The 14,174-nt window shown below is 70.2% G+C and carries 13 protein-coding genes and 1 pseudogene; 7 read left to right on the forward strand and 7 right to left on the reverse strand.

The genetic code is table 11. The features are described from left to right. The first annotated feature begins 224 nt into the window (after positions 1-224). Positions 225-1,052: a VOC family protein gene (locus ACIQU6_RS32105; RefSeq protein ID WP_403485238.1), complete on the forward strand. Its 828-nt coding sequence runs from the start codon at positions 225-227 to the stop codon at positions 1,050-1,052. A 132-nt stretch (positions 1,053-1,184) separates the two neighbouring features. After that, a complete protein-coding gene (locus ACIQU6_RS32110; RefSeq protein WP_403485239.1) occupies positions 1,185-2,129 on the forward strand; it encodes a Gfo/Idh/MocA family protein in 945 nt (314 codons plus the stop codon). Between the two features lie 20 nt (positions 2,130-2,149). Here ACIQU6_RS32110 and ACIQU6_RS32115 read toward each other — a convergent pair whose 3' ends face one another. After that, positions 2,150-3,166, reverse strand: coding sequence for a helix-turn-helix transcriptional regulator (locus tag ACIQU6_RS32115; protein ID WP_403485270.1), 1,017 nt, complete (start codon positions 3,164-3,166; stop codon positions 2,150-2,152). A 191-nt stretch (positions 3,167-3,357) separates the two neighbouring features. Next, positions 3,358-4,188: a class II aldolase/adducin family protein gene (locus tag ACIQU6_RS32120; protein ID WP_403485271.1), complete on the reverse strand. Its 831-nt coding sequence runs from the start codon at positions 4,186-4,188 to the stop codon at positions 3,358-3,360. Positions 4,189-4,430: 242 nt separating this feature from the next. Between ACIQU6_RS32120 and ACIQU6_RS32125 the strand changes: the two genes are divergently transcribed. After that, entirely contained in the window at positions 4,431-5,066 is a 636-nt protein-coding gene (locus ACIQU6_RS32125; RefSeq protein ID WP_403485240.1) for a TetR/AcrR family transcriptional regulator, read from the forward strand. A 102-nt stretch (positions 5,067-5,168) separates the two neighbouring features. On the opposite strand, the gene ACIQU6_RS32130 is transcribed toward ACIQU6_RS32125, so the two are convergent. Next, positions 5,169-5,681: an RICIN domain-containing protein gene (locus ACIQU6_RS32130; RefSeq protein WP_403485241.1), complete on the reverse strand. Its 513-nt coding sequence runs from the start codon at positions 5,679-5,681 to the stop codon at positions 5,169-5,171. Positions 5,682-6,021: 340 nt separating this feature from the next. On the opposite strand from ACIQU6_RS32130, the gene ACIQU6_RS32135 reads away from it, so the two are divergent. Next, positions 6,022-7,038, forward strand: coding sequence for a pentapeptide repeat-containing protein (locus ACIQU6_RS32135; RefSeq protein WP_403485242.1), 1,017 nt, complete (start codon positions 6,022-6,024; stop codon positions 7,036-7,038). A 46-nt stretch (positions 7,039-7,084) separates the two neighbouring features. On the opposite strand, the gene ACIQU6_RS32140 is transcribed toward ACIQU6_RS32135, so the two are convergent. From ACIQU6_RS32140 to ACIQU6_RS32155, 4 genes and pseudogenes are all read right to left on the reverse strand, one after another. Next, positions 7,085-7,420, reverse strand: a complete 336-nt coding sequence (locus ACIQU6_RS32140; RefSeq protein WP_403485243.1) for a fluoride efflux transporter FluC — start codon at positions 7,418-7,420, stop codon at positions 7,085-7,087. Further along, positions 7,344-7,519 (reverse strand): annotated as a pseudogene (locus tag ACIQU6_RS32145) (fluoride efflux transporter FluC); the annotation flags it as partial. The pseudogene ACIQU6_RS32145 and the gene ACIQU6_RS32140, both read right to left, overlap by 77 nt. Positions 7,520-7,965: 446 nt before the next feature. Then, positions 7,966-8,829, reverse strand: a complete 864-nt coding sequence (locus tag ACIQU6_RS32150; protein ID WP_403485244.1) for a maleylpyruvate isomerase family mycothiol-dependent enzyme — start codon at positions 8,827-8,829, stop codon at positions 7,966-7,968. A gap of 83 nt (positions 8,830-8,912) precedes the next feature. After that, positions 8,913-9,767 carry a LysR family transcriptional regulator gene (locus ACIQU6_RS32155; RefSeq protein ID WP_403485245.1) on the reverse strand — a complete coding sequence of 285 codons (855 nt, stop codon included), beginning with the start codon at positions 9,765-9,767 and terminating at the stop codon, positions 8,913-8,915. Between the two features lie 161 nt (positions 9,768-9,928). Here ACIQU6_RS32155 and ACIQU6_RS32160 point away from each other — a divergent pair, with 161 nt between their 5' ends. The 3 genes from ACIQU6_RS32160 to ACIQU6_RS32170 all read left to right on the forward strand — a co-directional run bounded on the left by ACIQU6_RS32160 (position 9,929) and on the right by ACIQU6_RS32170 (position 14,155). Further along, complete coding sequence (locus ACIQU6_RS32160; RefSeq protein ID WP_403485246.1) at positions 9,929-10,528, forward strand: short chain dehydrogenase; 600 nt, start codon at positions 9,929-9,931, stop codon at positions 10,526-10,528. Between the two features lie 398 nt (positions 10,529-10,926). Next, complete coding sequence (locus tag ACIQU6_RS32165; RefSeq protein ID WP_403485247.1) at positions 10,927-11,202, forward strand: hypothetical protein; 276 nt, start codon at positions 10,927-10,929, stop codon at positions 11,200-11,202. A 952-nt stretch (positions 11,203-12,154) separates the two neighbouring features. Further along, on the forward strand, positions 12,155-14,155 hold the full coding sequence (locus tag ACIQU6_RS32170) for an ABC transporter ATP-binding protein (RefSeq protein WP_403485248.1): 2,001 nt from the start codon (positions 12,155-12,157) through the stop codon (positions 14,153-14,155). Positions 14,156-14,174 lie beyond the last annotated feature (19 nt).

A 14,174-nucleotide genomic window follows, 5' to 3' on the forward strand; every position in this document is an offset into this window, starting at 1 on the left:
GACGGCGCGAACGATCCCTGTCGTTGGGCCTGTTGGGACATTCGCCGACCTATTGGACTTCTCGTCTCACGGGGTCGGGGTCCGGCAGGGCAGTGTCCGCCGGGGCGGCCCCGTGGGACCGATCAATCACCCACCGCATGCGACGACCGGCGGCGTACAGGCATGCGACCGCATCTACCGCCTGTCGAAGAGCGACCCGTTGAAGAGGAAGAGGAGGAGCCGTCATGGGCTTCATGGACCCGGGAAACGTCGTCTGGTTCGAGATCGGCACCGCTGACGGTCCTGCCGTGCAGGACTTCTACCGATCGCTGCTCGGCTGGGAGTTCGCCGTCGATGCGGACTCGTCGGTGGGCGGGGTCCGGTACACGCGGATCATGGCGCCGGGCATGCCGTTCCCGATGGGGGCGATCTACGAGAACGCCGACCACCCGGAGGAGGCGATGAACGTCTCGATCGTCTCGTCGGACGTGGTCGCCGATCAGGAACGGCTGGCGAAGCTGGGCGCCCGGGTGATCGTCCCGGCCGCGCAGGTGGCCGATGTGACTGTCTTCGCCCGCTTGGCGGACCCTCGGGGCAATGTGTTCTCGCTGTTCCAGAACAACCAAACTCCCGCGCGGCTGAAGGAGTTCGCCGACCAGGGGCAGGAGCAGATGGGGGAGATGCTGGGCGGACCGGTGCCGGGCTCCTATGCCTGGTTCGAGGTCGGCACCACCGACGCCGAGGCGACGCAGGACTTCTACGGCCGGGCGTTCGACTGGCGGTTCGCGTTCGACGACACCGCCGGGGGCAAGCGGTACTACAACGTCTTCACCGGCAACCAGTGGCCGTCGGGCGGCATGTACGACCTTGGTGCGGACGGCGTCGACTACCTGATGCCCGACTTCCTGGTGACCGATGTCCCCTCCGTCACCGCCAAGGCCGTCGAGCTGGGCGCCACCGTCGAGTTCGGCCCGGACACCAACCCCGACGGGCTGGTCTACTCCCGCATCATCGACCCGCGCGGCAACCGCTTCGGCCTGTTCTCCGCGCCCGTCGACGGACAGCACGCCTGACGGTCTCCCAAACGCCCGCGGGTCGGCACCTGCGCGTGGGCCGCGGTGCGGGCATCCCTGCCCGCGGACCCGGGCCATCTGACCGCGCACACGAGGCACAGGAAGCACACGAAGAGGAGAGTGGGGAACGACATGAAGATCGCGTTGCTGGGCACCGGGTTCGGGCAGGCACACGCCGCCGCGTACGCCAGGCACCCAGATATCGAGGTGGTGATGTTCGGCCGGAATCCGGACAAGACCGCCGAGGCCGCCGGGAAGTTCGGGTTCGCCGCGTGTACCGATACGGGCCGGGCGTTCGAGGGCGACTTCGATCTGGTCGATGTCTGTCTGCCGGTGCCGCTGCACGCCGAGTACGTGCTGCGGGCGCTGGACGCCGACAGTCACGCACTGGTCGAGTTGCCGCTCGCGGGCACCATGGACGACGCCCGGCGCGTGGTCGAGGCCGCCGAACGCAGCGACCGGCAGGTGTTCGTGGACATGTTCGAGCGGTTCGTCCCGGCCAACCAGGCCCTGTTCGACGCGGTCCGTGAAGGCACCTACGGCCGCCTGGAGCAACTGACCCTCTGGAACTGGACCGCGCACCTGTGGCCCGGCGTCTCACTGGGGCTCGGGACACTTCCGTTGGAGGCCATGCACAGCGACATGGACATCGTCACGCGCACCCTCGGTCGGCCCCGCAGTATCGATGTCGCCACGGTGGCTCGCGACGCCGACAGCGCCGCGATCGAGGCGACCCTGCACTTCGACGGCGCGTTCGCCCGTGACTCGGTCTCCTCGCTGATGCCCATGGGGTGGGGCGCCCGCGGCGGCTACACCGCCATGTTCAGCGACGGGGTGGTGGACGCGGCCTCGTCGATGGGCTTCGACGGCAAGCCGACCGGCACCGTCACCGCCTACACCGTCGGTGGCGCAGACGAGTTGAGCCTGCCTCCCGCCGACCCGTACACCGCGATGATCGACCACGTCCTGGCCTGCCTCCGCGATGAGGACGACAACGCCATCGCGCCGGCAAGCGCGCTGGACGCCCTCCAACTCACCCTCGACGTCGACCGCCTGGTCAACGGCGATACCGCCTGACGCGCCGCACGGCCGCTCGTTCAGTCGCCGCCCCGTGCCTGGTCTTGGAGCGCGTGCAGGGCGCGCTCCGCGATCCGTTGCAGATGCGGGGCGATCTCGGGCGGGCCGATGAGGGTGTAGTCCAGGCGTAGGGCGGCGATGCGGAAGGCCAGGTACTCGGGGGAATCGACGGCCGTGCGCAGTCGGCACCGGTGCTCGTCGAGCCGTTCGAGGACTCCGAGGGAGGCGGGCACGCCCTCGGTGGCGCGCTCGAAGGGTGCGTGGACGATCAGCTCCGCGCGGCAGTTGCCCGGGCCGGCGGCCAGGGTGTCGGCCACGTATGTGGCGGCGTCCTGGCCGTCGGGCAGGTCGCGTTCGGGGACGCGGGCGCCGGTGCGGTGCAGCGCGTCGATCCGGTCGACGCGGAAGGTGCGCCAAGCGGCGCGGTCCACGTCGTACGCGACGAGGTACCAGCGTCGGCCGGCGGCCACCAGTCGCTTGGGCTCGGCCAGTCGTCGCGTCGGCGCCCCGCGCGCCGGGGCGTAGCCGAAGCGGATCTTCTCGTGGGCCACGCAGGCGGCGGCGAGGGCCGCCAACAGCTCGGTGTCGGGCCCTTGGACGGGTTGTGGCAGGAAGGTGGCGGCCTCGGCGAGGTGGGCCACCCGGCGCCGCAGGCGGGAGGGCAGCACCTGCTCCAACTTGGCCAGGGCGCGGAGCGAGGCGTCCTCGATGCCGCTGACCGCGGCGACCGCAGCCGCGCGCAGTCCGATGGCGATGGCCACGGCCTCGTCGTCGTCGAGGAGCAGGGGTGGCATCGCGGTGCCCGCGCTGAGCCGGTAGCCGCCGATGTTGCCCTGGGTGGCCTGGACGGGATAGCCCAGCTCCCGCAGGTGCTCGATGTCGCGGCGGATGGTGCGGGCGGTGACTCCCAACCGCTCGGCCAGTTCCGCACCCGTCCATTCGCGCGGGCGCTGCAGCAGCGAGAGCAGCCTCAGCAGACGGGCAGCGGGGTCTCTCGCTTCTCGGGTCACTCCAGGATCGGCTGTCATGCCGTCCATCTTCACCAACCGCGAGGACATTGCCTGTCCTATTTGGGCTTCTCCTGGAAGTACACGGCTGCTCGGTCCCATCGTCGGCCGTGCAATCGTGGGGTGCTCAGGTTCTCGCGCCCGGGCAGATGACTGCCGGACCGCACGGTCGGATGGCCGTCCTGCCTGGTCCAGGGACGACGCACCTCACGCAGCGGGTGTCAGTCGAACAAGTCCGGTGCGTCGTCGGTGATCTGCTCCCACATCGGTTGGGCCTGGAACCAGCCCGCGAGCGGGGTGCCGAGTTGGTCGCGGGTCCTCAGGGCCGTTTCGTGGTCGATGTGCAGTGGTTTTCCGGCGGCCATCGCCAGGAGTTGGGCCTGGCAGGAGCGTTCCATGGTGACGAACCACCAGACGGCCTCGGCGACGGTGCGGCCGACGGTGAGCAGTCCGTGGTTGGCGAGGATGGCGGCCTTGTGCGGGCCGAGGGCGGCCCCGATGCGTCGGCCCTCTTCCATCTCGTCGGCGACGCCCCGGTAGTCGGTGTAGAGGGCGTGGTCCTCGTAGAAGGCGCAGGCGTCCTGGGTGATGGGGGCGAGGGGGATGCCGAGGCTGGCGAACGCCTTGCCGTGCAGCGAGTGGGCGTGGGCGGCGGCCTGGACGTCGGGGCGGGCGGCGTGGACCTGGGAGTGGATGACGAACGCGGCCTTGTTCACCGGCCGTTCGCCGTGCCGGACGTTGCCTTCGTGGTCGACCAGGATCAGGTCCGAGACCTTGATCCGGTGGAAGCTCATGCCGAACGGGTTGACCCAGAAGCAGTCCGGGTGCTCGGGGTCGCGCACGGTGATGTGCCCGGCGACGCCTTCGGAGAACCCGAACTTCCCGAACAGGCGGAATCCGGCGGCGAGTTGCTCCTTGCGGTACTGCCGTTCGGCCTCGATGGAGTCGAAGACGGGAGGGGTGGGCAGGCCGGTTCCACCAGGGGCGGGGCCGACCAGGCGGGTGGGGCCGGAAGCGCCTGCGGTGGTGGGGGTGGTCGTGGACGCGGTCATGAAGTCCTCCAGAGGTGAGGGGAGTTCGACGACGAGCAAGAAGATACCTGCATGTATCAGATGCATCAATGCATCGGATGCGCTGTTGTATGGTCAGCCGGGTCACCGTGCCCGCTCACCGGAACACCGAACAGGCAGCAGAACGCGCAGCGGAACGGCGGTGAACGAACGAGCGGACGAGCAGCAGACCGCAGCGCACCATGAAGACGGCGGCGAAGCGGAGAAGTGGAGAGAGGGTCGCGATGCCCAAGGGAGTCACCAAGCGCCGGCCGCAGACCCGGGCCGCGCTGCTGCGGGCCGCGTTGGAGGTCTTCGCCGAACAGGGCTTCCATGCCGCCACCATCGAGCAGATCTGCGCCCACGCCGGCTACACCCGGGGCGCGTTCTACTCCAACTTCGACAGCAAGGAAGAGCTGTTCTTCGCGCTGTTCGACGAGCACAGCGACCGTCTCGCCGCGCGGCTGAGGACACTGGTCGCCCAGATGGGCACCGGCGAGCCCACGGTGGAACGCTTCGCACAGATCGTGGCCCGTGACGAGCTCGAAGCCGAGGAGCGTGCCTGGTATCTGGTGACCACCGAGTTCACCCTGCACGCCATCCGGACGCCCGAGGCGGCACGGAAGTTGGCCGAGCACGACGCCCGGGCCCGCGCCGCCGTCGCCGAGGCCGTCACCGAACTCGCCACTCGTCTCGGACGCCAACTCACCGTCGACATCGACGGGTTCGTCCGCCTCCTCGTGGCACTCCGGGAAGGCGGACAGGCCCAGAGCTACGTCGAACCCGAGGTCTACCCGCCAGGCGAACTGGAACGACGCTTCCTCCCCGCTCTCCTTTCCACCTTCAGCGACCCCGTCATGTCGCCCTCGGCAGAGAGCTGACGCGTCAGGCCGGTGACCTCCTCGTCCCGGCCCTGTCCGGTCCCGTCCCGGCGAGGAACGGGATCCGGCCAGCCGCACTCTCTTTCTCCAGGACGGTGTTGATCAGCCAAGGGTCAGGCGGAACTGCTGGGCGGGGTTGTTCTCGTCGCAGGGCTGCTGGCGCATCGGGGCGGCTTCGGTCTGGGGTGAGCCGTCGGCGGTGAGGCACTTGCCGGCGAAGGTGACGAACTGGGCGGTGCCCGGGCGGGTGTCCAACTGTCGTGGGGTGAACTTCTGGGCAGGAGTGCCGTTACAGCCGTACTGCTGGATGCGCGTGCCGTCAGCACTGCTGCGGTTCTGGACGTCCATGCACTTGTTGGCGAAGGTGCGGATCTCCAACACGTCGTCGTTCACATAGCGCAGGGAGAACTTCTGCGCCGGGGTGGAGTTGCAGGTGTACTGCTGGACAGTTGCGCCGTTGGCGCTGCTCATGCCCTCCACGTCCACGCACTTGCCGCCGGTCGCCGTGATCGTCCAGGTCAAACCGCCGGCTGCCTGGGCGTTGGGCGTGAACAGCACCGTCCCCGCGGTGAGGGCGGCTGCGGCGAGAGCTGTGGCGGCAATTCGACGGAGCATCGTAACTCTCCCTGAGAGTAGGCGACTTCATGAGTTCTGGTTGATCCATCACTGCGTTCTCATCGTGGCGAGCTTGCGCAGCGCGCAAAGTCACCCGAGGGGATGTCGCTGGGAGCGCGTGGAGCATTGGTCGGGCGCTCGTGCAGGGCCGTGCGGGTTCGTCCGTGATGCGAGTGGCTGGTGTGCCGACCCCAATCCGACGAATACAGCCCGATCTGTCGCGTAAGGAGGGGACTCGGGGCAGTTGGGACAGCACGCGGCGGCGCCGTGCTCGGCGCAACGTGAAGATCCGTAAGCTACGACCTCGCGGTCTGCCATCGGTGTGCGGGGAGGGGCAAACGTGAGCACTGACAGGGGTGGGAGGGCCCGCTGGCGGGCCTGGTGGCGCCGTTGGCGCTCGGTGGCCTGGGGCGGGGTGGTTTTGGTGGCCGTCCTGGGTGTCGTGCTGCTGGTGTTGGGGCCGGTCTCCTGGCTGGTGGCGGGCGACACGGTGCGCTCGCTGCACGGCAAGGAGCGGGCCGACGCGGTGAACACGGTCCGGCAGACCGTGCTCGCCGGGGCGACGGGGGCGACCGTCTTCGCCGGCCTCGTCTACACGGCGCGCACCTACCTGCTCTCCCGGCGCGGCCAGGTAACCGAGCGCTTCCGTACGGCCGTTCAGCATCTGGCCTCGGAAACGGTGGAGCTGCGGTTGGGCGGGGTGTACGGCCTGGAACACGTGCTGTCGGAGTCGTCGCAGGAGCACGCGGCCGTCGTCAGCGTCCTGGCCGCGTTCATACGGAACCGCACGCAGCCCGAGCCGGCACCCACACGAGACCTCAGACCGCCGGAGGAACGGAACGCCGACCGACCGCTGCCCGTGTGGGGAACGCAGCCACCGCCCGACGTCCAGGCAGCGATCGATGTGCTCGCGCGCCGCCCGGAGCGGCATGAGCCGCGCAGAGTCGACCTCCGCGACGCCGTGCTGTGCGGACTCCTCCTGCGCGCCTTCGAGTTCGACGGCGCACCGCGCCTGGACCGGGCCTTCCTCACCTACGCCGACCTGCGCCGTGCCGACCTGCGTGGCGCCCGACTCCACGGCGCGATCCTCAACTTCGCCGACCTCAGGCACGCCATGCTCCGCGGCGCCCGCCTCGACGGCGCCGCACTCCACCAGGCAGACCTGCGCGGCGCGGGGCTCGAAGAGGCGGTTCTGCGGGGAGCCGACCTCACCGGGGCCGATCTCCGTGACTGCACCGGCCTCACCGAGCCACAACTCGCCGACGCCCTCATCGACGAGTCCACCCAACTACCGCCCGCACTGGCCGATTTCGCCGCCGGGCGACTCCGGGACGGCGATGCTCCGGAGCCGCCCTGATCAGCGGCCGGTGCGGAGTAGGCTCACGCAGCAGTACGCCGACGCATCACGCCCAGATCGCCTGCGCCAACGCGGCCCCGAGGAAGGCCGCGCCCAGGCCGGCGGTCAGGCTCCCCACCACGTCGGCCACCGCGAAGAGCCGCGCGCCGTCCTGCGACAGGCGCAACGTCTCGTACGACAAGGTGGAGTAGGTCGTCGGCGCGCCGCACAACCCGGTACCGATGAGCAACTGCACCTGAGTCGTCCCCGCGCCGGCCGCCACCGCACCGGTGACGAGCCCCAGGATCAGACTGCCGACGACGTTGCGTCGAGAACGTCGTGAAGCCGCCCAGGACACCCGTACCGAAGAACGGCCGCGCCAACCGGTGCACGGACCAGGCATCGGTGATGGCGACCATGAAGACGCCGATCACCGTGCATCCCAACACGTTGATCACCAGGGTCGTCCAGGGGAAGGCGCCGGCGGCCGGCACAAGGACATCCCGTAGCGGGTGGCGGCGCCCAGTCCCCCACCGACCGCGACCGCGCAGACAACCGGCAACTGCCCGGCGCGAGCGCCGCGGGACGGACGCCTCGCGTCGCCGGTCGAATCATCCACGTCGGGACCGGTATCGGGGTCGGCGGACTCGGGGGCTGCCGTCGGGGCCGCACCTGCCTGAGGTGTCTCCACGTGCCACGTCTTCTACTTGCCAGGCGCCCCGAAATGGGCGCGCTCCGCTCGCTGCAAGTAGGGACTGTTGGCGGCGCCGATGCCGCGGTTCGGGTACGGCGAGCCCCACCGCCGTGCGGCTACGAGATCAAGGAGGAGAGCTGTTGCCGCGGGAGCAGGGGTAACGCCTGTTGGAGGGGCGTCGACACGGATGCCCGGCCTTGGGCTCGCCCCTGGTCGGAACGGAAGCCCGGGCCGCTGTCGGTCGGGTCGCGGAATCAGTACACGATGGACACGATCTGGCAGGCGGCTTCGGCCAGTTGGTGGTCTCCGTCCACGTGGGCGCGGGCCAGTGCGGTGGCGGGCTCGATCCCGCGGGTGCACAGTCGCCAGGCGGTCTCCGCGTCCAGGGTGACGCGGGCGGCAGGCGATCCGGCGTCAGGCTCGGCCAGGGACCAGCGGCCTGGGGTGGCGAGGGCGATGGCGGTCCAAGTGCCGCCGGCCGGGCCCGGGATGTGGATCTGGATCTGGGTGTCGGCGGCGGCGTGGGTTTCGCGCAGGGTGTGGGGCAGGGCCCGCAGGAAGGTGTCCAGGACCACGGACAGCGTGCCTGGGGCGGGGTCGGTTGCCTGGCCGGTGGCGTGGCGGATCTGTTGGCGGTGGGTCCAGAACTCGGTCAGTTCGCGGGCGCAGTCGAGCCACATGGGAGCGGGATCGACGCCGGCCCAGGAGACTCCCAGCGACGGTTGGTCGAGGTCGGCGGCCTCGAAGAGGCGCGTGACCTGGGCGCCGAAGAGGTCCAGGGCATCGGTGAGCGCGGCGGGGCTGACCCGGCGGTGGGCGTCGACCCACTCCTGGTTGATGCGGTGGATGAACGCCTCCAGCGTCTCCCCTGGCGCGAGGGCGGGTCCGGTCTGGTGACCGTCACGGTCGCGGCTCAGGCGCCCGTAGCAGTCGCCGAGGAGGTGTGCGGCCACGTCGCGCACGTCCCAGCCGGGCACGGCTTCCCTGCGCCAGTCGGCCGGCTCCAGTCCGCGCAGGGTGGCCATCAACGCCGCGTGCTCCCGGGCGAACAGCGGGCGGGCGTCGATGCGGCTGCCGAGCCAGGAGTGGTTGGGAAGGTCGTCGGGCGGAGGGTTCATGGCCTCAGCCTGCCAACCGTCTGGCCCGGCCCGCCAACGAATAAGCCGCCTGTGGAAGCGGCCGGGCCGGGGGTCGTTCCTCCTCAGACACTGACCGTCTCCCGCACCGCCGCGAGGAATTCCGTCGTGTGCGGGTGCGTGGGCTGCGCCGGGTGCGCCACGTAGACCGTGGCGGCCGGGGCGTCGGTGACCGGGACGTAGGCCACGCCCGGGTGCTGGTGGCTCTCCCGCGTGCCGGCCGCCGCGATGCCGACGGTCTCACCGGCGGCGATGGTGGTCAGCCAGGCATCGACGTTGTCGACCACCCGCACGCTCTCCGGGCGCCGTTCCCTGGGCCACAGTTCGACGCTCGCGGCGCCGGCCTCGGGGCAGGCGACGAGCGACTCGTCGGCGAGTTCGGCGAGGGTGAGGCCGGGGCGGCCGGCCAGGGCGTGGTCGTCGGGCAGGGCGGCGACACGCTCCTCCAGGTAGAGGGCTTCGGCGCGCAGCCGGGCGTCGACGGGCCGGGTGCGGAGGACGGCGACGTCGGTCTCGCCGGTGGCCAGGCCGGCGGTGCGGCTGTCCACGCGTCGCAGTTCGAGGGTGACGTGTGGGTGGGTGCGCCGCCAGGAGCGCAGGAGCGGCACGGTGAGTTCGCCGAGGACCGCGCAGGTGTAGCCGACGCGCAGCGGCCGAGTGACTGCGGTGGTCTCGGCGAGGGCTGCGTCGACATGGGCGAGGATGGCCTGCCCGTGCTCCCGGAGGGTCCGTCCGGCGGGGGTGAGGGTCAGATGGCGGGACGACCGGTCCACGAGACGGACACCGAGGTGTTCTTCGAGCGCCGCGAGGGTGCGGGAGAGGGCGGGTTGGGTGAGGCGCAGCCGGGCCGCCGCGGCGGTGATGGTGCCCTCCTCGGCTATGGCGACCAGGGCCTTCAGATGGCGCAGCTCCACATCCATGCCTAGGAAGCATAGTTCCTGACCGGAGGGCATTTTCGGGGGCATGCCAAGGAGCCGTAGCGTCGGCGACATGTCCGGGTTCTCTGGAGTTCCTGACCTCCGGAGCTGCGGTTCTCCAGTTCTCTAGCTCTCCGGTTTCTTCCGGGGAGAGGGTGGTCGTGATGAAGGTTGTTGTGGTGGGTGCGTTCGGCACGCTGGGCGGTGCGGTGCGTGCGGAGTTGGTCGGCCGTGGTCATGAGGTGGTCGCGGTGGGGCGCAGCCGTGGCGACGAGCTGTGCGACATCGCCGATCCGGCGGCCGTGGGGAGGCTCTACGAGCAGGTGACCGGCATCGACGCGGTGGTGTGTGCCGCGGGTGACGCGGTGTTCGCCCCGTTCAGCGAGCTGACCGCCGACGACATGGTGGCCACGCTGCGCGGCAAGGCGCTGAGCCAGATCGAGTTGGTGCGGCAGGGCGTGCGGCACGTGGCACCGCAGGGGTCGTTCACCTTGGTCACGGGAGTGCTGACACAGCAGCCCATCGCGGGCGGCGCCGCGGCCTCGGCGGCGAACGGTGCGGTCGAGGCGTTCGTCCGTGCGGCGGCCATCGAGATCGCGCCACAACGCGTGAACGCGGTGAGCCCGACGCTGCTCACCGAATCGACGGAGTCCTACGGGCCGTTCTTCCCGGGATTCGAGCCGGTCCCGGCGGCCAAGGTCGCCCGGGCATACGTCCGTTCCGTCGAGGGCCGGGAGACGGGGCGGGTGTTGAGCGTGGGCTAGCCGAGCAGGCAGCGGCGAAGGCGGGACGGGGAGCCTATTCCAGCCACATATCCGACTACAGGGGAGATACAGACATAAGGTCTTCGGTGCGCACTGAGCGTGCGTCCATACCGCTTCTCTCTCCTTTCGTCAGGATGTGTCCCTCTGTGATACGTGTCCGAGCCCGCCGCCGCGCCTCTCTGTCCGCCGCAGCAGTTGCGGCCACGGCGTTGCTCGTCCTCACCGGTTGCCAGCCCAGTGCCAGCGGCGGGGACAAGGCGGATCCGTCGCCCTCCACTTCGCTCTTGCCCTCGGCGTCGGTCTCCGAGCCGGCCTCGGAGTCGCCCTCCCCCTCCCCCAGTCCTTCGACCGTGCCTCCGTCACCGTCAGCCACGCCCGCGCCCCCGACACCCGCAGCAGTGACGAACTCCCCTGAGGGGAAGGGGAGTTACGGCCACGGATCGGGCTCCGGCTCCTCGTCCCATTCGGGATCGCGGTCCGGCGGCGGATCGTCGTCCTCGTCCGGTTCCGCTGGGGACGCCTCGGACACCGCCGGCGTCATCCTCTCCCCGTCCGGGAACCACTACCAGCGCGGCCAGTTCTGCAAGAAGGCCCACCTGGGTCTCACCACGCGGGATGCGCACGGCAATCGGTTGCACTGCGCGATGCAGAGCGGCCGACCGCACTGGCAGTGAGCACGTCCAACGGGTAGACCTGGACTGCCGTACGGGGAGGCAATCGCGGCATCCTGAGGGGATCCGCGTACCGCGACGGGTTCGGTGCGCGGCGAGTCACGCTTCCTGGCGTCCGAGGTGGCGCGGTGAGGTGTGGGCGCCAGGCAGGAAGGCGGACACCCCCTTCCCTCTCGCCGGGCGCGATCCTGTGCGCGGCAGTCGAAGGCCAGTCACCCTACGGCGAGTTCAGTCGCGTCGTGGGGTGACCGGCTCGGGCCCCGGAGGCGCAGGTGGAACCGCCGCATGGGGACGGCCCACCCTCCGAAACTCCCACGCCCGGCCCCACACGACCGCGCGCATCTCCTCCGCTTCAGCGATGGAGGCGCCGGGGTTCAGCAACCACCCGACAACTGGGGCTAGTTGGGCAGGCAAGGCCGCAGACGCGGAGAGCCGCCATCAGTGACCACGCCACTCCCGTCAGTCGCGCGCGACAACCCGGCCCCCGACGCAACCTCCGGCGTCACGCCGCCACCTTCCGCATCGCTCCGCCCCATCCCATTTCGCAGGGCCCTGCGACGTCTTTGAGCCCACGCGCCTCGAACTCGGCGTTTCGGCCACCCCGCCACCCCACGAGGACCCCGGCGCCGCAAGGGGCCGTGGCCCGTGCATACGCCTACTTTCGCGCTGTCTTGCGGGTTGCGCCCCGTCTCAAATACGTGAGTTCGATTCCGTTGCCGTGTCGTTGACCATCACGTCATCGACCAACCCACAGCCCTTACGCAACAGACCAGGTGACGCCCCAACTGCCAGCTCACACACGCGCATTCACCCCTCAGGAGGCAGACGTGAAGCCCGTTCCCGGAACCCCGTGTACGCCGTCCGGTATCGAACGCTCCCAGCCCGCCGCGGCCGGCCATGCCCCAGGTAGCGTCGAGTTCTCGTCCACCGCGCACGCGAAAGCGTGGTGGACGGCATGAGTCAGATCGACGACGCCGAGGTGCCCACGCAGCGAACCGCCCCGTTGACGTTGCCGTTGCCGTCGTCCTCCGTGACCGCCACGCCCCAGGACGGCGACCTGGTGGACGAGATGGAGGAGGCGTACTGGTCCGTCTACGACGGTGCGGCGGCCCAGGCCACGGTGCGGCAGATGCTCTCGCGGCTGCCGCGGATCATGCGGCAGATCGGCCAACTCGCCTGGCACGCCGACCGGCGAGCGACCCTGGCGCTGATCGGTTGTGAGCTCGCCTCGGCCGCGATGACCGCCTTCGGTCTCATCGCCTCCGTCTCGGTCCTCCGGCAGCTCTTCGCCCAGGGGCCGACGCCGGACCGGGTGTGGGCGGCCGTGCCGCAACTGCTCGCCGTCGTGGCCTGCCTCTCGGCCCGTGGGCTGCTGGAGGCCGGCGTCTCCGCGGCCCAGGCCCGGGTGACACCCAAGATCCGCACGGCGTTGGAGACCGAGTTCCTCGCGTCGACGGCACACGTGCGGTTGGAGGTCGTGGACGACCCGGACTGGCACGACGAGGCGTACCGCGCCAATGACCGAGGGCTGTTCTACGCCCGCCAAATCGTCGGCCAGGTCGTCGACTTGGCCTCCGCCATGCTCGGGTTGATGGGCACCGCGGGCGTGCTGAGCGTGCTCCATCCCGCGCTGCTTCCGCTGCTGATGTTGTCCGTCGTGCCGGTCGGCGCGGCCGCGATCCACAGTGCGCGGGCCCGCTTCCATTCCTACAAGCGGTACAACGCCCTTCAGCGGCGGGTGCGGGTGTTCTCCTGGCTGCTGTTGGAGCCGGATGCCGCGGCCGAGCTGCGCTCGAACACCGCCCAGCGCGCCCTCTTGGACGAGCACCACCGCCTGGTGTCCAAGATCGCCGAGGAGGACACCCAGCTCGGGATGCGCTCCGCCGCCCTCGCCCTGGCCGGCCGAACCGCCGGGGGCCTGGCGCTGGGCGTCACGTACACCGCCCTGGGTGCCATGCTGATCGCCGGATGGCTGCCGCTGGCGGCCGGCGCCGGCGCGGTCCTGGCCATCCAGACCAGTCAGAGCTCCCTCAAGCGGCTGGTCAACGTGGCTCACCTGGTGTACGAGCACGCCATGTGGGTCGACGATCTGCTGGCGTTTCAACAGCGGTGCAGGCAACTTACGTTTCGGAGCGCGGAGTTGGCGGCTCCGCCGACCGTGAGGACGATCACGCTGCGCGACGTCACGTACGCCTACCCAGGCAAGGACACCCCCGCCCTGGACCGTGTCTCCCTGACGCTCACCGCGGGGGAAGCCGTCGCCTTCGTCGGACTCAACGGGTCGGGCAAGTCCACCTGCGCCCGGGTCCTCGCCGGCCTCTACGACGCGCAGGGCGGCACCGTGTGTTGGGACGGTGTGAACGTCCAGGAGATGGACGCGCAGTCTGTGCACGCCCAGGTTGCCTGCGTCCTCCAGGACCCGGTTCGCTTCCCCTTCAGCGCCCTGTCCAACTTCACCGTTTCCACCGGGACCCTCACCTCGGCTGATCCGCAGCGCGCCCTCGACGCCGCGCGGGCCTCCTGCGCCGAGCAGGTCATCGCCGGGCTGCCGCACCAATGGGGAACGCTGCTGTCGAAGCGGTTCCGCGGCGGCCGGCAACTGTCAGCCGGCCAATGGGCGAAGATCGCGGTCGGCCGTGGCCTGTACAAGAAGGCGCCCGTCCTCCTGCTGGACGAGCCGACCGCAAGCATGGACCCGCCGTCCGAACACGGCATCTACGAGGCGGTCCTGCGCAGCGACCTGCGACAGGACCGGATCACCGTACTGATCTCCCACCGGCTGGCGTCGGTCGTGGACTGCGACCGCATCTACGTCTTCGACGACGGCCGGATCGTGGAATCGGGCACGCACGACCAACTCATGGCCCTGCGCGGCGACTACGCCGCGATGTTCACCCTCCAAGCCTCCGGCTACCAGGCTGCAACCAGCACCGACGACAAGGAGGTTCGCCCATGACCGGGACGGCGACACCTGC

This window comes from Streptomyces sp. NPDC090442 (genome assembly GCF_044769405.1).
In the GTDB taxonomy this organism is placed as follows: domain Bacteria; phylum Actinomycetota; class Actinomycetes; order Streptomycetales; family Streptomycetaceae; genus Streptomyces.